Here is a 20,611-nt window from a genome sequence, read left to right on the forward strand (position 1 = left end):
ATGCGCCTACTGTTACTGGGGTCGATTTCCATACTGTGTATGCCCAGCCACTTCGTCGCCCCGTCCCGCAATCAACCGGTCATCGTCTCTTTCTGGCAGATACGGTTCGAGAATCTCCATTAATACTCCAATCATCTCTTTCAACATGCCCCTTCGATGAATCTCACGGCGAATTTCCTTCCGAACTTCTTTTAGAGCGTCACCACTTTTCGAGCATCGGAAAGACAACGGAAGCGAAACTTCAGGTTTATATAAATCAGCCAGATCGAACAACAAAGAACGGGCATCGCCACGATGGATTACTCCCAGCGCAGGGTTAATCCCCAAAGCTTGGCAGGCGGAAGCGGCACAGCCGTATAACATTGAGTTCGCCAAATTGAGGCACAAGTTCACTGAATCTTCAGCTGTAGTATCACGCCGAAAAGCCTTGACACCATGCTCTCGAGCTAAAGACCGATATGTCTGTTTCATCATCCGGCCTTCGAGTCCACGCATCACGGCGATGCTGGTCTCTTCGGAATCAATGTCCAACCCAAGCTGGCGCCGATACAGGATAACCGCAGCTTTCCTCTGGTTACGTTCCGATGATACAAGCTTGGCTTGGGCAATCGCCCATCGAGCAGAGCTCGTCAATGGTACAGAGTAGGAATAAGAAGGCACTCCTCCCCCACCGGTGAACATGACTGTCACCCCTGCACGGGTACACGAAGTCATGGCCGCCGCTGAAATGCTCGTCCCAGGCCCTAAATGCAGCACAGCCAAACCTGAAACCGGTAATTGCACACGCTGAATCAGCGACTCGCCTTCGACTTTCGAATAAGCGACAACACCGGTCTTGTCCTGGCGCACGCTACATCGCTCGAGGTAGAGGAAACTAACTCTATCTTCAAAACGAACCTGGTGTCCTGCTGGAATTTGAGAGAATGCAATAGCTTCCTCTGAATAAGTCACTACGCACCGGTCGCTTTCCCGCTGAATCCTAGGAAACCAACCAAAGAATCGTAGAGTTCATGCGCCTCGACGGCATAGTACTGACTCAAGAGGGTTTTAGCATCGGCCAGTGAGATTGGAGACTCAATCTGCGAAAACTTGCTCTGTCTCATCGGCATAGAAGCCCTTAGCGCTTTGCGGATTCGCTCACGATCCCCGCTGCGAATCGATCTCAGTTCCTCGACATCTCCTTGCCATCCGCCTGGAATGCTGTCCCCGGAATCCAGGAGAATAACTCGCACTGACTCCTCCTCGATAAGGCGAGTTCTAGCATCACCACCATCCAAAGATAGAGCAGACTCATTACTAAAGTTCTCATGGAGATTGGCCATGCGGTATTCCGGGTCTAGGATCTCTTCGACTTCGTAAGAGACGCTTTTACCCTTACGCGCCATTAGGCTTTCAGCTGCAACCTGATCGAAATCAGCATCCGTTGCAGACGGGTTCTTCAAATCGTCAAAACTCACTGAAGCAGCATCCACGAATTCCTGACACTCCTCCGGCATCTTCAGAACTCGATGCTGCTGGATCCACCGCGATGTGCGAAGCATCTCCGCTTTGTAATACGGATATCGCAGTTTTTCGCTTACTTCAACACCATCGACCACTCGAATCAATGGAGTGTGAATCCCAGGAATTCTTTCGCTTCTTGACGTATCTTGCCTTCGCCACACCCTACCGATTCGCTGAATCAGCGAAGCTGAAGGACACAAATCCGTAGTCAAAATATCCATGTCAATATCGAGCGAGGCTTCAATCGCCTGCGTACCTACGACGGTCACACCAGTGGCGTTACCGTTAGGTCCGATTATTTTTTCCAGCAACTCTGCGTTACGACGTCTATGTTCCGAAGTCATCGCGGAATGTAGCACGACTACATTGTGCCCTGCATCGGACAATTGTCTCGCTACTGATTGAGCCCAATCCACTTGGTTCACAATTACTCCAATACGTGCTTGCGGGAACCGTAAGCGTTGTTGGATTACCCATTCCGCATGAGCACGGCAATTGTCGGAGTGACTGATCTTTGTGTGATTAAGTTCTATATCTCGTCGTAGAACATCAAACGGCAGAACTGAAACTACTTTAGACTCCTCAGCCTTCTTGACCCGTTCGCCCCCAGAATTATGCTCTAGTGCGCATTCCTCCCGCTGCACACTTTGAACTTGGCGACGAGGACGAACAACCGCTACTGCGGGAAACTCAGCAGGTTTGTCAACATTCACTCCTGAGTATGCATGTACAAGTCGTCTGTATTGCCAGCTCGGGAAGGTAGCAGTCAGAAGAGTTACTCGTGCACCAACTTTGCCAAGCCACTCAAGAACAGTGCTCAGCAGCTCTGTCTGATAATGATCAAGCGTATGAACTTCGTCAACAACGATGTGGGCATTGGCCAAGGACAATAATAGTAAATGTAGCCATTTTGTACGGAGTCCGGCTTTCAAACTCTGATCAACCGTTCCCACCGATACAGCTGCCATCAGTCGTGACATCCCGGCTCTCACGAATGATGCGGGATACAGTCCGCCAGATTCTCTACAGCTAGGATCCCCTTCCGTATCATCATGGAAGCTACTTACTGGGGTGTCGTAAAAATCCTCAACACTCGCGAGGCTATGAGCCAACGACGCTACGTTCGGCGTGCTAGAAAAAGCACGCTGCACACGTCTCATTAATGCATTCGTTGTTGCTTGGGTTGGCAGTAAAAACAGGAGGCGCTCATTCTTCTGCGCATGGCGAAGCAGAGCCGCCTCTGTCTTCCCGATTCCAGTCGGAGCCATGACTCCGACAAGCCCGTCACCAGCGTCACGAACTATTTTCTGGATGTGCCGTGGACTACGTTGCTGCAGAATAACTGACTCTGCGTGCTCCTGCGATTCCCAGCCAGAGTAGATGCCAAGGTTTTCACGGACGTATTCGTCTGCCCTCTCGAGCTGAACTCGATACCACTCGGTTGGGTCATTGAGATTAAGCTCACCTCGGCTTGTGGCTGCTTGCGCGTTCTCAACCCACTCATTATTTGATGCCAAACGATCAGCCAGCACGGTCAGTCCAGATAAAAGGATAGAAACCGCAGGGTCACACTCTTCGGGAAGTTCGTTTCGCGATACCCCGACGGCCCTCTCAAAACACTCTTGAATATTCTCGTGCGCAGTCTTCCATCCTTCCCATTTGAGCATCTCATCGGCACGTTTCATGGAGGATGAATGCATCTTTCCACGGAAGGGAAGGGTAAAGTAGCCATGATGACCTAAAGCTGGCAGTGTCGCCCACTGTTCTCCGATGGTTGAATCCCCGAGATTCATTCCGCCGATACCGATTGCAGATACGCGTTCATGCCTACGAAGATCGCTGTACCTATTCCAGCGCTCCATCTTCTCCCGTGGAACGGGTTCGTAATTTCCACTGTCACGAATCTCGGATCGGACTTTTCGCCACGATTCATCGTCCCGCATGTGCTGAAACTGAAATAGCGGGTTGGCTTTTCCTAAATCATGCATACCCACTACCCAGGCCACGATGCACTCCGCATTTTCTCCCAGTGCATCGCTTATTTGGAAGCGCAGCTCGGGTCGAAGCCAATGCCTAAACAAGTAAGTACCTACCGCAGCTGCATCAAGCATGTGTGCTAAAAGCGGATACGTCTCAGCGTTCTCACCCTTCTTTGCCCAAAGCTCGGAATGGACAAGTGAGTCACTCATGGAATTGCCTTCACGCTTAGCATCCCGCAGCCATACGCCTTTTCCCTGCCGACACCTTCGAGAATCAATCTGTTTAGAGCCTCTGGATCGTCGACAAGCGCAGCACCATCCAAAACATCAACCTGAATGGCCATTCGGGAAGACTCCCGTTCGGTGGCCTTCAGCACCTCTCGCTGATGGTTAACCAACTGCACCTCCTTCAAGGCTCCAGCGAGTTTGTTCTGAATCCACGGAGTAATTGTTGTCCGCCCCTGCTCAATTGCGTCTATCTCTTGGTCATATGGCACGGGCGTCACGATGGTCTTCATCTTTCCATCATGCTGTTCACGCTTTCGACGAACTGCATTGACAGCTACACGAAAGACAACTGGCTGACCGGGCTCAAGGTCGAATAATTCCACAGTACGACTTTCAGCCCCTCGAAGCTCACCGAGATGTACAGGTTCCACCGAAGACTGGATAAGGAAGTACGGGGGGTGACCTGCAGTGAAATCAACTCGGAAAAGAATTTTTCCTGTCTGTCTGGGATTTGCATCAAACTCCCCAAAGAGGCTCATCACAGCCCTGTGTCGGAACAACGGAGAGTCAATCGACGACGGGACAAAGCTCTTTTTCTTGTTTATTCTTCGCGAAAGCAAAGAATGCACTGGAACCTTAGTCAGAAATACTGTTGCTGTCATGAAAACCTCTCTATTTACAGCATCAACGGTACAGTGAAACTGGTCTCCGCTTTCGTGGAGGTACTTCGTTATATTCGGCTATTTGCACACCTTCTCCGCGCTCGTGGAGGCACTCTCAAATAGCCAACCAGTTTTATTAATACTTATATTCGGCAATTGCTTGCGACGTATTAACCTCATCGGTACCATAAAGCAGTACCTAGCGAAAGTGAACTACGAATGAAGATAAATGCTCTCACGGATTCACCCTTCCTAAGAACACCGAACGGTCGCTCAACCGTTCGAGACCTCCTTCTTTCATCACATAAGCAAGACACCGCCATCAGCGTCGATGGCGCCGCATATCAGTTCACGGCGCAGTTACGTTTCCTCGCTGCGATCACAGCAGTGGCTTTACGTCACACATCAACCCCAATCGAAGAAATTGTTCAGGGCGGCCTACCAGAAAATGCTGTCGACCAGGCAATTACAGATTTAGCTCCGGGCTGCGACCCCTTTGATTCAATTCAGCCTTTTCTTCAACGTCCACCACTGCCATGCGATGGCCCAAAGGACAAAGCCCACCTACTGATGGCTGGACATTTCCCTATTAAAAAGCTCTCACCGGCAATGCTCCCCGACGAGGGCGAGACGTACTGGAACCTAATCAATGACGGGACTCCAGCCTTAGCACTGCCCGACGCTCTGCTAGCCCTCGTGGTGTACCACCACCTCTCAATGGCGGGAAATAACAACTACGCAGGAGACAAATGCCAAATGGGAGCTCCAGGCATGCGTTTTGTGGGCGCCGATTACACCGCGACTGAGGTTATCCAAACCGGAGATACCCTTCTGGAAACCTTGCTGTACCAAATACCGACATCATGGGTAAAAGGCAGTGGCCTTCCGGCTTGGGCAGATCGAACGTGCAACAATTCCACACTCCCGGATGCTCCAAATCAGGCGCATCCACTTTGGCGAGCCACATGGAGCTCCAATGCTCCAGCATGCCATTGGGAAGATGGGGTACTTAATGGAGTTCGCACAGGCGGCATCCCCGAAGAGTGGTACTTCAAACCCGAGATGGGCACAAATAAAACGACATACAAAGAATGGTGGGATCAGCGCAATACACTTGACCCGTTCTACCTGTATGAAACGCGTGAAAAAGGCGGCGAAACCTTAGTTCGTGTCGACTTGGGGCGAGACAACACTGACCTTGCCGTTGAGTGGGCCGCAAATAACCGTTCAAACAAAGTGCATGCTCGAATCTCAAGCCGCGCATTATCCCGCTTACCCAACGACGCGCCGCTCATTTTCGCACAACACCTAATTGCAGGTACAGCTAGCTCACCAAATATTCGCGCCAGCGAAGTTTTCTTTCCCTCATCTGCGGAATGGGCATTCGATGTCGACGAAGACTTACAAGAGGACATTCAGCTTCAAGCTAAACTTATCAACCAGCTGCATCGCAGGGTATGTCAAGTGTTTAGCAGGAAACCCACGAAATCTAAGTACCCACCCGCAGTTTTAGATGACATGATTGACCGAAAGCAGGACGCTTCAAACGCTTTCTGGCGCAATATTTCAGCGGTTTACCAGGACATATTGAACGACGCTCGCAGATTCTATAAAGCTCAGTCTCCTTCACCTTTTACGCACAGCTACGAGATGCCAACCGACCTCAGAGACCGCTGTATTGACGCGTCGTTGTGCGCATTTGATGAAGTTGTCAATCCCCATTCCATTCAGGAGCCAGCACGAATCGCATATGTCCGAGCGCAACTCCGAAATGGATTACAAGCCTTAATACCCAAGCCGGCCAGTACCGAGGAGAGTTTCTAATGACATCTTCCGAAGCTAATAGTGTCCACACAATGTGGGCAACGCGGTTAGCCAGCGTTCTCGCCTTACGAGACGACGCAAATATCCAGTCACCCCGTTGGAGAAAGACTCGAGCAGAGCTGCGTCGCGGAGCCTCACCAGCAACCGAGCACTATGCCTATCCGCATGTTCTTCCGTATGCAGATCCGACACTTTCCGACCATCAAATAACATCACTCGTTCGTCTCTTTGCTTTGGTAGCAGAATTCGACCAAGTTCCTCACTACCGACCACCGAACACAACAGACACAAATGGACAAAAGAAGATTCGGAGGATCGGGCATTGGGCTCGACAAGTCTCAATTGCTCAAGCGAAGAAAACTGGCGAACAATTTGAGGCTAATCCCGACGACCTCGACTCCGTTGGCCAGCGCCTGCAATTCATCTATTCACTCGATGCGGAAGAGGCAATTCTTAACGTTTCGCGTATCTTGAAAATTGCAACTGCCCTGCCCGGACCTATTCCGGCGCTCGACTACTACGACCTGTTCCGGACCTTCCTATATTGGGGCAATGGATTCACGCCTGAGTCACAGAACATTAGGCGCCGAATGCTGCGAGACTATTTCTCTTACTTCGCTGAAATTCCAGAGACCTCCTCCAACGCAGATAACGACAACAAAGACAACGCAACAACATAATTCTGTCGTAGAGGCATAAACAACTCCCCGAGAAAGGCCTAAACTCCATGCCCCATAACTTGACCCTCAGCATCGTCACCGCAATCCCATTCAGCAATCTAAACCGTGATGACACCGGAACCCCAAAACGAATTAACCAGGGCGGAGTTCTTCGAGCCCTCCATTCTTCTCAATCGATTAAGCGCAGCATCCGGTTACGCTACGAAAACGCGTCAATGGACCTAAGCATCCGCTCGGGTGAACTCGCCGAAGAAATCGTCGAAAGAGTCCTTGAACTGAACCCCGACGTTGACCGGAAGGCTGCACTGAAAAACGCGAGATCAATCGTCGGCAAGCTCACCAAAGCTGAAACACCAGCTAAGACTTCTGGCGACGTTGATTCGCAAACCCAAAAGGCTGAATCCGCTCGTTCGACGTGGATGTCAAATGAAGAGATCAATACTGCCGCCCAGACTGTGCTGGCCAGCCTGACGAGCGGAAAGGACATCAAGAAAACCGATGTCAACGACTTTATTCAGGAGCACCGAACAGGATCACTAGCAATCGCTGCCTTTGGTCGAATGTTCGCCAATTCCCCTCAAAACACAACGGAAGCGGCCCTCAGCGTCTCCCCAGCAGTAACAACTCATGCGACCAGCATCGATACCGATTACTTCTCAACTGTCGATGATCGACACGAGGCACAACATCGAACTGGGGCAACATATCTCGGAGTTAGCCAGTACACCAGTGGCGTTTTCTACCGCACAGTCAGTATCGATAAGAAACAGTTGCGTGAAAGCTGGTCAGCTTTCGATGCAGAAGACTCTCGAGAAAACGTCCGGGAATTGATTCGATCAGCTATCTATGGCCAGCCACGCGGCAAAGAGCACAGCACAGCCCCATACGTCCTTCCAGCCCTAGTACTCGCTGAAGAACAGCGCTACCGGACTGCATATGACTTCCAAACTCCGGTCATCCCCGAAGGAGCTGGAGGATTCCTCGCAGCTACAATCACTTCCCTTTCTCAACAGTATTCCGCAGCACGAAGCTTTGACGCCGGAAACTTCGGCCCCACTGAAGCCCTCGCTGGAACTTTCCCAGGGCTTGAAGGCAAGTTCGGCAAACTCGAGCCGACTCAGCTGGACGACCTCATCGACACCGTCGTGAAGTGGGTTTTTGATGACTGATTCAGTGTTCATTCGGCTGGCTGGGCCAGTTCAAAGTTGGGGCAAACCAGCCATCACCGGTAATTTCGTCAAAACTGACAAAATGCCTACAACCACTGCACTCCGCGGACTGATTGCTGGTGGCCTTGGATACCGCCGAAATGAATGGCCGGACTGGATTTCTGATATCGAGTTCACTGTTCGAGAAGAACGCCGACCTACGTTCGTGGACGACTTCCACACCATCGGCTCGCGTGAAGATGAGTGGGACTTTCGGCGTCGTCTAGCGATTAGCCAAGGACTTAAAGCCAAGTCAGCAAAATCGGTTGCCTACAAACCCGGTGTCGGAGCGACTGTGGTCGTCCGCCGAACATACTTGGCCGATGCGGAATTCATCGTCCGCATAACCTGCGAGGGACACACGGAGGACATTGACCGAGCTGTTTCAGACCCGGTATTTGTTACGTACTTAGGCCGCAAAGCGTTTTCGGCAACTTTCCCGTTCTATTTAGGCACGGGAAAACCCGAGCTTCTCCAACGAATTCCGAATATTTCGAAGGACACCCAACTCGGAGATAGCACTACAGTTAATCAGTACTTTTTAGCAAAAGGTGCGGGCACACGCCCCGCAACAGTTGTTGTTCCTCGTGTTTCAACTCGCGCGGAATGGATGGGCAGGGTCGGCCAACTGGGTTTGAAGCTACGGTCAACGATTCAAGAAAACTAGAAGCACCGAACTTCGGCACAGTGGGATTTTGATTCACAACGCACGAGCGTGGCTAACGGTATCTCGCGTATCTGTCAATTTCGCCGCCGGAGTCCACGCGCCGAGTTCGTGGCCGGCGGGCGTCGTGAAGCAAAAGCGAAAACTACCTGGGAAGTCGTATGGTTCCTTGACAATCTTGCCACCCGCGGACGTGACCTGCTCGTAGGCGGCATCGAGATCCGCTGCTCGAATGAGGGGGCATGATTGCGCGGGTGGGATCCTCGGCGTTGATTCAGCTGACGATGCCAGAATCGCTGGTATCGGCGCAGTCGTCGCCGTACATGGCGTAATTCCACCCGAATACGCTGGAGACGAAGTCGCAAACGGTACTCAGCTCCTCGACGGACGACACAGGAAACTCAATGTCATCAAAGAGTGCGCCAGTCACGAACTAATCCTAAGGCAGAATCGAGCCCCCGCCATTCGCCTGCCACATTGCAACGCGCCCCACTCTCGCGCCACATCACCAAAACTACTTATGTAATTACCCCCGGTTTCTCCCATAACCGCAGGTGAGAGACTACAGCGAGTCAACTTTCTCCCCAGCACCCCTCAAATCACCCCCGGCAATCCGCCATTCGTTATAGAGTGACGCACGACACTTTACGACGAATCTGTGAGGTAAAAACACATGACTTCCGCCACCATTCAGCCGGGCGGCGAAGCCTTCATCTACGAGGCAATTCGCACCCCTCGCGGCAAGGGCAAGAAGGACGGCTCCCTCCACGAGGTACGCCCGGTATCACTTCTCGTCGGCCTCATCGACGAAATTCGCAACCGCTTCCCAGAACTGGATGAAGAACGCATCAGCGACCTCATCGTTGGCTGCGTCAGCCCGGTCGGCGACCAGGGTGCGGACATTGCCCGCACCGCAGCACTCACCGCAGGTCTGCCGTACCGCACCGGCGGTGTCCAGATCAACCGCTTCTGCGCTTCCGGCCTCTCCGCCATCAACTTGGCTGCTCAGAAGGTCCGCTCCGGCATGGACGAGCTCGTCCTCGCCGGCGGCGTCGAGTCCATGTCCCGCGTGCCAATGATGTCCGACGGCGGCGCAATGGCGATGGATGCACAGGTCTCGTTCGCGACCGACTTCGTCCCGCAGGGTATCTCCGCTGACCTGATTGCATCGCTCGACGGCTTTGACCGCGAGTCCCTCGACGAAATGGCAGCGCTCTCCCACGCCCGTGCCGCAAATGCATGGTCTGAGGGCCGCTTCGACCGCTCGGTCGTCCCAGTCAAGGACGCTAACGGCCTGACCATCCTCGACCGCGATGAGACCATTCGCGAGGGCGTCTCCGCAGAGTCCCTCTCCGGCCTGCGCGCAGCCTTCACCATGATGGGCGAGCAGGGTGGCTTCGACGCAGTTGCACTGAAGAAGTACCCGCAGCTTGAGCGCATCAATCACGTCCACCACGCAGGTAACTCCTCCGGCATCGTCGATGGCGCTGCACTGACCCTGGTTGGTTCTGAGAAGGCCGGCGCAGACATGGGTCTGACCCCACGCGCACGCGTTGTCGCCACCGCCGTTAATGGTGTCGAGCCGACCATCATGCTCACCGGTATCGAGCCGGCTGTCCGCGAGGCACTGGCCAAGGCCAACCTGACCGTCGACGATATCGACGTCTGGGAAATCAACGAGGCGTTTGCCGCCGTCGTCAAGCATGCTCAGCAGAACCTGGGCATCGACTACGAGAAGCTCAACATCAACGGTGGCGCAATGGCCATGGGTCACCCGCTGGGTGCAACCGGTGCCATGATCACCGGCGCCGCAATCGACGAGCTGCACCGCACCGGTGGCCGCTACGCCCTCATCTCGCTCTGTGTGGCTGGCGGCATGGGTGTTGCAACCATCATCGAGCGCGTCTAAAGCAAACCGGAACGAAACTCACAGCGACAATTACCGCGGTCACACCGCGATAACCACAAAGGACTGACTGATTTATGAGCACAGATAACATGTTCCGGTGGGATCAGGACGACGCCGGAATCGTCACCCTCACCATGGATGACCCGAACGCACCGGTCAACACCATGAACAAGACCTTCCAGGACGACATCCGCGCCACCGTGGAGCGCCTGGAAAACGAAATTGGCGACGGCTCTGAGACCTCCATCAAGGGCATCATCATCACCTCTGCGAAGAAGACCTTCTTCGCAGGCGGCGACATCAAGCAGATGTCCAAGGCCACTGAGGACGATGCAGCTGACATGTTCAACATGGTCGAGGACATGAAGGCCTCCCTGCGTCGCTTGGAGAAGCTCCCGGTGCCAATTGTTGCTGCCATCAACGGCGCAGCACTGGGCGGCGGCCTCGAGGTCGCGCTGGCTGCTAACCACCGCGTTGCTGCCGATGCCCGCGGTTCCAAGATTGGCCTGCCAGAGGTCACCCTCGGCCTGCTGCCGGGTGGCGGCGGTGTTTCCCGCGTCGTGCGCATGCTGGGCATTCAGGACGCGCTGATGAAGGTCATTCTGACCGGCGCTCAGATGAACCCGGGCAAGGCTCTCGCAGCTGGCCTCGTTGACGAGGTTGTTGCTCCGGAGCAGCTCATCAACACCGCTCGTGCATGGCTGACCAGCGAAGACGCCAAGGCCGCACAGCCGTGGGATGAGAAGGGCTTCAAGATCCCGGGCGGCGATCCGAAGACTCCTAAGTTCGCAATGAACCTGCCGTCCTTCCCGGCAAACCTGACCAAGCAGCTCAAGGGCTCCCCGATGAAGGCTCCGCGCCTTGCGATGCAGGCTGCCATCGAGGGCTCTCAGGTCGACATCGACACTGCACTGCGTATCGAGTCCCGCTACTTCACCGAGCTGGTCACCGGCACCCAGTCGAAGAACATGATGCAGGCGTTCTTCTTCGACCTCAACCACGCTCAGGGTGGCGGCTCCCGTCCACTGCAGGCTGACGGCACCCCGTACCCGAAGCGCGAGTTCAAGAAGGTTGCCGTTGTCGGCGCCGGCATGATGGGCGCAGGTATCGCCTACGTGTGTGCAAAGGCTGGCATGGAAGTTGTCCTGAAGGACATTTCCCTGGAGAACGCCGAGCGCGGTAAGTCCTACTCTGAAGGTCTGGAGGCCAAGGCTCTCAAGCGCGGTCGCACCACTGAGGAGAAGTCCGCAGCGCTGCTGAACCGCATCAAGCCGACTGAGTCCTACGACGACCTGTCCGATGTCGACCTGGTCATCGAGGCCGTCTTCGAGAACACCGACCTCAAGCACAAGGTTCACGCCGAGATCGAGGCCGCAGTTCCGGAGACCTGCATCCTGGGCTCCAACACCTCCACCCTTCCGATCACCGAGCTGGCTTCCCACGTCAAGCGTGAGAAGGACTTCATCGGCCTGCACTTCTTCTCCCCGGTGGACAAGATGCAGCTGATTGAGATCATCTCCGGCGACAACACCGACCCGGCAATCCTCGCCGCTTCGCTGGACTTCGCTGTTGCAATCCGCAAGATCCCGATTGTTGTCACCGACTCCCGCGGTTTCTACACCTCCCGCGTCATCGGCACCGTCATCAACGAGGCCCTGCGTATGGTCGCTGAGGGCTACGACCCGGCCATCATCGAGGCCGCTGGTCGCCAGGCTGGTTACCCGGCACCGCAGCTCCAGCTTGCCGACGAGCTTAACCTCAAACTCATGGAGAAGATCGCTGGCGAGACCCGCGCTGCCGCCGAGGCTGCAGGTCAGACCTTGGACGAGGGCGGCGTACCGGCTTTGGTCGAGGCCATGCTGCACAAGTTCGAGCGCCCGGGCAAGCTCGAGGGTAAGGGCTTCTACGAGTACGTCGACGGCAAGCGCTCCGGTCTCTGGCCGGGCCTGTTCAATGAGCTCCGTGAGGAGCTGAACATCGCCCCGATCGCTCCGGAGGACACCGACCTGCAGGAGCTGGTCGACCGCATGCTCTTCATCGAGGCCATCGAGACTCAGAAGTGCGTCGACGAGGGCGTTCTGCTTCACGACGCCGACGGCAACATCGGCTCCATCTTCGGTATCGGCTACCCGGCCTGGACCGGTGGTACTCGCCAGTTCATTAAGAACTACGACGGCGCCACTGTTGTCGACCCGGCCGCAGCTCACCCGGAGCGCCGCGGCGTCGCGGGCTTCGTCGAGCGCGCCGAAGAGCTGGCCGCTAAGCACGGTGAGCGCTTCAACGCTCCGGAGTCCCTGAAGAAGTAGGACTACCCCGAGCGCACCCCGGTTGCTGGAATTGTTCCAGTAACCGGGGTTTTTCGCCTTCGAGGCCACGTCAACGGCGTAGCACCGCTGAACGCACCAGCGCACCAACCCCAATTCGGCCTACCCGTTAAACTGCGCACATGGCTCGAAATGTCGCTGATCTTCCCACCGCACTGCCTGAACTCGCTATCTCCCAGGAGGGATTCGCCGCCCCATCACCGCAGCTGGTCATGCTTAACGACGAGCTCGCGACCCAACTCGGTCTCTCCCCACAGTGGCTCCGGTCAGACGCTGGCCTGAAGTTCCTCACTGGCCGCGGCGCCGATCACGGAGTCGGCCAGGAAACCGATACCCCACTCGGCGCATACACAACCCCGATGGCCACGGCCTATGCCGGCCACCAGTTCGGCAACTTCGCAGGCCTACTCGGTGATGGTCGCGCGCTCTTGCTTGCCACAGTTGAGGCTGAACCGGGGCTGACTGGGCTGCACTGTCCGCCTAACCAGCCCGACTGCCCCAAAGAGACAACCCACAGCGACAACACCCAGGCCTACGAGATTCAGGCGAAAGGCACCGGCCCCACGCCCTTCTCCCGTGGCGGTGACGGCAAAGCCACGCTGACCTCCGCCCTGCGGGAGTACCTCATCAGCGAAGCCATGTATGCACTCGGCATCCCCACCACCCGCGCGCTGGCGGTCATCAAAACCGGCGAAGAGATTTACCGCGGCTCGCAAACCCCATTCGACAACACCGACCCCACCACCGAACTTCAACCGGGTGGCATCGTCGTGCGCGTAGCATCCAGCCACCTGCGAGTTGGCACGTTCGAGCTGGTCGCTCGCTCCGGAACGGACACCGGAATCATGGATCGGCTCATCGAGTTCGCCGCGCAGCGGCATGGCTACGAGGGTTCGGCGGAGTCGGTTCTCCGGGACGTCGTCAAGCGGCAAGCTAATCTCGTTGCGGCGTGGCTGGCCTGTGGATTTGTCCACGGCGTGATGAACACCGACAATGCCAGCATCGCGGGCGAGACCATCGACTTTGGGCCGTGTGCGTTTCTGGATGCGCACGATCCGCGGGCGGTGTTTAGCAGCATTGATCGAGGCGGTCGATACGCGTTCGGCGCGCAGCCGACGATTGCCGGGTGGAACATGTCGAAGCTTGCGGAGACTTTGCTACCGCATTTCGCAGGCACCCCGGAGGAAGCCCTCGCACGCGCCCGCGACCTCCTGGGCGAATTCGCCGACGAGTTCACCGATGCGCTCAGCCGCAGGTGGCTGCCCAAGTTGGGGATTCTCCCCTCGCTTTACGACGACCCGCTGGCCATCCCCCTGGTGCAGCAGTGGCAGGCGTTGCTGGCGAAGTTTGGGCTCGACCATACGAATGCTCATCGGGCGCTGATTGAGGTTCTGGCCGATGGTGATGGGGATACAGTTGCTGCGTTGGCTGCGCTGACCAGGCTGACCGCTGATCCTGCGTTCCCCGCCGCCGCGGCTGAGTGGGGGCAGTTGTGGAAGCGGACGCGGAAGGAGCTGGGAATCGACCGGACGACGGCCCTGGCACTTATGGAGGAAACGAATCCGCTGTATATTCCGCGAAACCACCTGGTCACGGAAGCGTTAGCGGCGGCAGGGGCGGGGGATCTGACCGACTACCGGCACCTGCTGGAGGCGGTAACCAACCCCTTTGAGTCGCAAGACGTCCCAGCGGGGTTCACGGAGCCGGCACCGCGGGAGTTGGGTGCTTTCCACTCGTACTGCGGGACTTAATGCGCTGTCTCTCCGCCTCCTTCAAAGTCCACTTCCTCTTCCAAAACCCACTTCACGACACGGGTGTCACCTCGTGCCAACTGTGGAGGTGGCATGAGGTGACATAGCTGTCGTGAAGTCGCGGATGGGGCCCGCGGACGGGCCCAACGCGGGTAGGGCCCTGACTGAGTGCCAGCGGCGCGGAGAACCAAAGGGCAACCCCTGCGGGGGTGCCAGGATGTTACAACGTTGCACCACTGCACAGGATTAACTCCCCAATCGAGGGTAAAAGACACCGTCAAATAAGGGATGGTTCGCCTGATTAATACTCATATGTTTTTTGGACTTGTATGGTTAGAGACTGTATTGAACGGTCGTATCCAAACCTTAGAGCCCACCACACCCAAGTTGTCACCACCACCATTGCCTATGCAGGTGGGAGGTGGGTATCTAAGTCATTTGGAGTGAGCCGATCACCAAATTCATATCGCCTATCTGGCAGAATCTAGAAAGGCTCGCGATGCATAGACCCGTTGCCTCCGGCCCCTTCCACACCCGGCAGAAACTCCGGCGGAAGCTCCGACAGCGAGAGAAGTCCCGTGCCACAAAACTGCACGCAACAACGCTCAGCGGAAAAGGAAAGTTCACGCTGCATGTCCGCCAGATCCTGGCGGCTTTGCTGGTAATCGCCTTGCCAGGAAGCGCGCTCGCTGCCTGCAGCACTGACCAGCAACAGGTCGGCGCGGGGTTCATTGTGGTCCAGAACTCCGAACCACAGTCGCCGCTGTACACCACTGACACCAATGAAACCGGTGGTGGCGATATCCTCCGCATGCTCTACTCAGGTCTGGTGCGCTACGACACCGACGGCTCGATGATCCTGGACCATGCGGCAGAAATTAAGCCCAACGAGGACTCGACCCATTTCGACATCACGCTAAAACCGGGCTGGACCTTCCACAACGGCGAACCAGTCACCGCGCAGAGCTACATCGATGCCTGGAATTACGCTGCCTACGGCCCGAACCTGCAGAAGCAGCAGTCCTTCTTCGCCAACGTGCAGGGTTTTGATGCTGTTTCGGGAGAAAAGGCCACGGAGAAAACACTCTCCGGCCTGAAAAAGGTCGATGACCTGAGGTTCACCGTGGATCTGACCAACCCAGATTCTTCCTTCCCGCTCAGCCTCGGCTATGTCGCGTTTATGCCGCTGCCGAAGGCCGCGTTCGAAGACAAGAAGGCTTTCGGTGAACACCCAATCGGCAATGGACCGTACAAGATGGCCGAAGGCCGCGCTTGGCTGCACAACAACCAGCTAACTGTGGTTCGCAATGATGACTTCGCCGGTGAGCACAAGGCCCGTAACAACGGCCTGGTATACCGCTTCTACTCGGACGTGGACACCGCATATGCAGACCTCCAGGCCGGCCGCCTGGACACGCTGCCACGCACAATTCCACCAACGGCTCTCGCCAGCTTCCAAACCGACTTCCCCGACTCCAGCGCAAATGTCCCGACCTCGTCTTCGCAGTACTTCGCAATTCCGCGAAATCTGCCAGGTTTTTCGGGTGAAGAGGGCAAGCTTCGTCGTCAAGCGATTTCTATGGCGATTGACCGGAAACTAATCACTGAGAAGATTTTCTTCGACACCCGCACCCCGGCGCGCGAGTTCAGCTCGTTGACGCTCGGTGACCTTGACCCGAACGTACCTGGCCAAGAGGTGCTGGAATACAACCCGAAGAAGGCCCGCCAACTGTGGGCCGAAGCCAACAAAATTGCGCCGTTTACCGGCTCGTTCGACATCGCCTACAACGCCGACGGCGGACACCAGCAGTGGGTCGAAGCGGTGACCAACATGATTGGCGAGACCCTCGGCATCGATTCCCACGGCAAGGCCTACCCGACCTTCAAGCAGCTGCGCGATGAAATCTCCAACGAGACCATCACCAGCGGCTACCGCACTGGCTGGGCAGCTGACTACCCATCTGTGGCCAACTACATGATCCCGCAGTTCGTCACCGGTGGTTCCTCGAATGACAACCACTACTCCAATCCGGAGTTCGACAAGCTGATTCAGGAGGCGGCCTCGGCAAAGAGCGCAGAAGATGCCAAGCCGATTTATGTCAAGGCTCAGTCTGTGCTGATGGAGGACCTACCAGCGATTCCGCTGTGGTACCCCAATGCTTCGGTGGCGTGGAACCCGAAGCTGCGCAATGCCGTAGTGATGTGGGACGGCATCTTGGACTACCCAATGATTGAGAAGGACTAGCACCATGGGTTGGTATATCGGAAAGAGACTCCTGCAGATGGTGCCGGTTTTCTTCGGTGCCACACTGCTGATTTATGCAATGGTCTTCGCCATGCCAGGCGACCCCATCGCCGCACTAGCTGGCGATAAGCAGCTGCCACCGGAGCAGGTCGCAGCACTGCGCGCCCACTACCACCTGGATGAGCCTTTCCTCGTCCAGTACTGGGAGTATCTCAAGGGCCTGTTCACCCTGGATATGGGCGAGACCTTCTCCGGTCGCTCGGTCGGCGAGGAAATCGCGCTGGCCTTCCCTATTACAATTCGCCTGGCTCTGATGGCCGTTGCCATTGAGGCCATTTTCGGTATCGGCCTCGGCGTTATTGCCGGTATGCGCAAGGGCGGCTTCTTCGACTCCACCGTTCTGGTGATGTCCCTGCTGGTTATCGCAACTCCGACCTTCGTGCTCGGCTTCGTGGCCCGCTACCTCTTCGGTGTGCGCTGGGAGATTGTCTCCCCCACCGTTGGTAGCGATGCCTCCTTTACCTCCCTGCTGCTGCCGGCATTCGTGCTGGGTCTCGTCTCGGTTGCTTATGTTCTGCGACTGACGCGCTCCGAGGTCTCGTCGGCACGCCATGCCGACTTCGTGCGCACTGCCCGCGCCAAGGGCTTGCCAACCTCTGAAGTCACCCGCCGCCACATCTTGCGCAACTCGCTAATTCCCGTTGTGACCTTCATCGGCGCTGATCTCGCGGCTCTGATGGGCGGCGCAATTGTCACCGAGGGCATCTTCAACGTGCCAGGTATCGGTGGCCTGATCTTCCACGCCGTCCAGATTGGTGAAGCTCCCACCGTGGTCAGCATCGTGACCATCCTGGTGGTTATTTACATGTTCGCCAACTTGCTCATCGACTTGCTCTACGCAGTCCTGGATCCGAGGATTCGTTATGCCTAAGCCAGATTCGACGCAGTTAGATTCGACTCAGCCAGAAAAGCAGGCCAACGCCGTGCATACCGGCACCGCGCAGGCCAACACCGCGCAGGCCCCCGCCGCACAGGCGACGAACCCCGACCACAAGCAGTTGCCGGATACCCCGCCACTGGGGCTCTGGGGTTCGGCCTGGCAGAACCTGCGTTACCGCCCACTGTTCTGGGTTTCCGCATTCATTATTTTGCTCTCCATCGCAGTGGCCGCATTCCCGTCGCTGTTCACCTCTGTGGACCCGACGGCGGCAAACCTGCGTGACTCGCTGGCCCCAGCCCGCGACGGCCACCCGATGGGCTTCACTCAGCAGGGCTACGACGTCTACGCCCGTGTCATCTACGGTGCCCGCGCCTCGGTCATCGTCGGCATCGGCGTCACCCTGGCCGTGACCGTGGTGGGCATCATCCTCGGTGCCATCGCTGGCTATCTCGGCGGTTGGGTCGACGCGGTGCTCTCCCGCATCACGGACATGTTCTTTGCCATCCCCCTGATTCTCGCCGGCATCGTGCTGATGCAGCTGTTTACCGAACGCACCATCTGGTCCGTGGTCTTCGTGCTCGCTGCTTTCGGCTGGCCGCAGATGGCGCGCGTGGTGCGTTCCTCGGTGATCTCGGTGAAGAACGAGGAATACGTCACCGCCTCCAAGGCGCTCGGTCTGTCCAGCACCGGCATTCTCTTCCGCCATGTGCTGCCGAACTGCCTCGCCCCTGTCATCGTCATGGCCACGACCTCACTGGGTATTTACATCGTCGCCGAGGCCACGCTGTCCTACCTGGGCATTGGCCTGCCGACGACCACCGTTTCCTGGGGCAACGACATCTCTGTCGCACAGCAGGTGCTCCGCCAGGCCCCGTCCAACCTGTTCTGGCCAGCACTCGCCCTGGCGATTACCGTTCTCGGCTTCATCCTCATGGGTGACGCTTTGAAGGATTCTCTCGACCCGAAGGAGCGTCGTCGATGAGCACCGACACCAATACTTCCGCAGCGCCCATTCTCACCTTGAAGGATGTCTGCATTGGCTTTCCGACGACCACAGCGTCCGGCCGCCGCAGTAAATCGTTGACCGATGTGGTGCATGACGTCGACCTGGAGGTTTTCCCCGGCGAGACGGTTGCCATTGTCGGCGAGTCCGGCTCTGGTAAGTCCACCACTGTCCACGCCGCACTGGGGCTGTTGCCCGGTGATGGTGAAGTCACCGGTGGCACCATCACCTTCGATGGCCGTGACATCACGCACCTGACCGACCGCGAATTCGTCGGCATCCGAGGAAGCGGCATCGGCTTGGTGCCGCAGGATCCGATGACCAACCTGAACCCGGTGTGGACCGTCGGCGCCCAAATCAAGGAAGCCCTGCGCGCAAATAACATTGCCACCGGCTCTGAGGCTCACAAAAAGGCTATTGAGCTGCTGGAACAGGCCGGTCTTCCGGACGCCAAAAAGCGCATTGACCAGTACCCGCACGAATACTCCGGTGGTATGCGCCAGCGCGCACTCATCGCGATGGGTCTGGCCGCCCACCCGAAGCTGCTGATCGCCGATGAGCCCACTTCCGCTCTCGACGTGACCGTGGCGAAGAAGATCCTCGACCACCTCGACAAGCTCACTAGCGAACTCGGCACCTCCGTGGTTCTGATTACCCATGACCTCGGTTTAGCTGCCGAACGCGCCGACCGACTCGTCGTTATGCAAGCAGGACATGTCGTTGAGACTGGTCCTGCGTTGGAAGTCCTCACGCACCCGCAGCACCCGTACACCAAGCAGCTGATCGCGGCCGCGCCGTCGCTGGCTGCCCGGCGCGGTGACCGCGTGGTGGCGGCACCGACGACTGCGGATCACGAGCAGAAGGAAATTCTGGTCGCGAAGAATCTGGTGCGCGACTTCGCCATCCCCGGCGACCGTCCGTGGCGCAAGGATTCCTTTCGCGCCGTCGATGACATCAGCTTTACGCTGCGTCGCGGTCGCACCATCGGTATCGTGGGCGAATCCGGTTCGGGTAAGTCCACTGTCGCCAACATGGCGCTGGGGCTGCTCGATCCGACCGAAGGCGAAGTGCTTTTCGACGGCAAACGCGTCCAGGGCCGGAATCGTAAAGAGGAGCTGGAGCTGCGGCGTCGCATTCAGCCGATTTTCCAGAACCCGTATGCGACGCTGGACCCGATGCGCACGGTGCATTCCTCCATCGAGGAGCCGCTGCGGATTCACAAGATTGGCACCAAGAAGGAGCGTGAGCAGCGCGTATTCGAGCTTCTCGACCGCGTCGCACTTCCCGCGGAGATGGGGCGCCGCTTCCCCGGTGAGCTGTCGGGTGGTCAGCGTCAGCGTGTGGCGATTGCGCGTGCGCTGGCCCTGAACCCTGAGGTTGTGGTCTGTGACGAGGCAGTATCGGCCCTCGACGTGGTGGTGCAGGCTCAGGTGCTCGAACTACTCGCTGAGCTGCAGGAAGAGATGGATTTGGCCTACCTCTTTATTACGCACGACCTCGCTGTGGTGCGGCAGGTGGCTGATGAGGTCATCGTGATGGAGCACGGCAAGATGGTTGAACACCGTCCGACCGACGATCTCTTCGACCACCCGGAGAAGGAATACACCCAGCGGCTGCTGGACGCCATCCCAGGTGCGTCGTTGGATTTGGATCTGTAGCTGGGCAGTGGCCTGTTTCCCCAGGGCACTTCG

At 56.9% G+C, this 20,611-nt stretch carries 14 protein-coding genes; 11 read left to right on the forward strand and 3 right to left on the reverse strand.

Annotation, left to right across the window (positions count from 1 at the left end; genetic code table 11):
• Positions 1-12 precede the first annotated feature (12 nt).
• From cas1e to cas6e, 3 genes are read right to left on the reverse strand one after another with little or no spacing between them, the layout of a single operon-like run.
• Positions 13-951: a type I-E CRISPR-associated endonuclease Cas1 gene (gene cas1e, locus EGX79_10560; protein AYX82576.1), complete on the reverse strand. Its 939-nt coding sequence runs from the start codon at positions 949-951 to the stop codon at positions 13-15.
• Positions 951-3,692: a CRISPR-associated helicase/endonuclease Cas3 gene (locus tag EGX79_10565; GenBank protein AYX82577.1), complete on the reverse strand. Its 2,742-nt coding sequence runs from the start codon at positions 3,690-3,692 to the stop codon at positions 951-953. Before EGX79_10565 ends, cas1e begins: the two co-directional genes overlap by 1 nt.
• The gene (gene cas6e / locus EGX79_10570) at positions 3,689-4,372 is read right to left on the reverse strand and encodes a type I-E CRISPR-associated protein Cas6/Cse3/CasE (GenBank protein AYX82578.1); all 684 of its coding nucleotides are present in this window, start codon (positions 4,370-4,372) and stop codon (positions 3,689-3,691) included. The genes EGX79_10565 and cas6e overlap by 4 nt, the downstream gene beginning before the upstream one ends.
• 219 nt (positions 4,373-4,591) lie before the next feature.
• On the opposite strand from cas6e, the gene EGX79_10575 reads away from it, so the two are divergent.
• From EGX79_10575 to EGX79_10625, 11 genes are all read left to right on the forward strand, one after another.
• Positions 4,592-6,196, forward strand: a complete 1,605-nt coding sequence (locus tag EGX79_10575) for a type I-E CRISPR-associated protein Cse1/CasA (GenBank protein AYX82579.1) — start codon at positions 4,592-4,594, stop codon at positions 6,194-6,196.
• On the forward strand, positions 6,196-6,876 hold the full coding sequence (locus tag EGX79_10580; GenBank protein ID AYX82580.1) for a hypothetical protein: 681 nt from the start codon (positions 6,196-6,198) through the stop codon (positions 6,874-6,876). The genes EGX79_10575 and EGX79_10580 overlap by 1 nt, the downstream gene beginning before the upstream one ends.
• A gap of 47 nt (positions 6,877-6,923) precedes the next feature.
• The gene (cas7e, locus tag EGX79_10585) at positions 6,924-8,045 is read left to right on the forward strand and encodes a type I-E CRISPR-associated protein Cas7/Cse4/CasC (GenBank protein ID AYX82581.1); all 1,122 of its coding nucleotides are present in this window, start codon (positions 6,924-6,926) and stop codon (positions 8,043-8,045) included.
• Positions 8,038-8,751 (forward strand): type I-E CRISPR-associated protein Cas5/CasD, encoded by a 714-nt coding sequence (gene cas5e / locus EGX79_10590; GenBank protein ID AYX82582.1) that lies wholly within the window; start codon positions 8,038-8,040, stop codon positions 8,749-8,751. Before cas7e ends, cas5e begins: the two co-directional genes overlap by 8 nt.
• A gap of 670 nt (positions 8,752-9,421) precedes the next feature.
• Positions 9,422-10,657, forward strand: a complete 1,236-nt coding sequence (locus tag EGX79_10595; GenBank protein AYX82583.1) for an acetyl-CoA C-acetyltransferase — start codon at positions 9,422-9,424, stop codon at positions 10,655-10,657.
• A gap of 74 nt (positions 10,658-10,731) precedes the next feature.
• Complete coding sequence (locus tag EGX79_10600) at positions 10,732-12,963, forward strand: 3-hydroxyacyl-CoA dehydrogenase (GenBank protein ID AYX82584.1); 2,232 nt, start codon at positions 10,732-10,734, stop codon at positions 12,961-12,963.
• Positions 12,964-13,103: 140 nt separating this feature from the next.
• On the forward strand, positions 13,104-14,732 hold the full coding sequence (locus EGX79_10605) for a hypothetical protein (GenBank protein ID AYX82585.1): 1,629 nt from the start codon (positions 13,104-13,106) through the stop codon (positions 14,730-14,732).
• Positions 14,733-15,231: 499 nt separating this feature from the next.
• The gene (locus tag EGX79_10610; GenBank protein ID AYX82586.1) at positions 15,232-16,977 is read left to right on the forward strand and encodes an ABC transporter substrate-binding protein; all 1,746 of its coding nucleotides are present in this window, start codon (positions 15,232-15,234) and stop codon (positions 16,975-16,977) included.
• A gap of 4 nt (positions 16,978-16,981) precedes the next feature.
• On the forward strand, positions 16,982-17,908 hold the full coding sequence (locus EGX79_10615; protein ID AYX82587.1) for an ABC transporter permease: 927 nt from the start codon (positions 16,982-16,984) through the stop codon (positions 17,906-17,908).
• The gene (locus EGX79_10620; protein ID AYX82588.1) at positions 17,901-18,899 is read left to right on the forward strand and encodes an ABC transporter permease; all 999 of its coding nucleotides are present in this window, start codon (positions 17,901-17,903) and stop codon (positions 18,897-18,899) included. Before EGX79_10615 ends, EGX79_10620 begins: the two co-directional genes overlap by 8 nt.
• The gene (locus EGX79_10625; GenBank protein ID AYX82589.1) at positions 18,896-20,578 is read left to right on the forward strand and encodes an ABC transporter ATP-binding protein; all 1,683 of its coding nucleotides are present in this window, start codon (positions 18,896-18,898) and stop codon (positions 20,576-20,578) included. Before EGX79_10620 ends, EGX79_10625 begins: the two co-directional genes overlap by 4 nt.
• Positions 20,579-20,611 lie beyond the last annotated feature (33 nt).

It is taken from the genome of Corynebacterium jeikeium, assembly GCA_003955985.1.
Taxonomy (GTDB): Bacteria; Actinomycetota; Actinomycetes; order Mycobacteriales; family Mycobacteriaceae; genus Corynebacterium; species Corynebacterium jeikeium_D.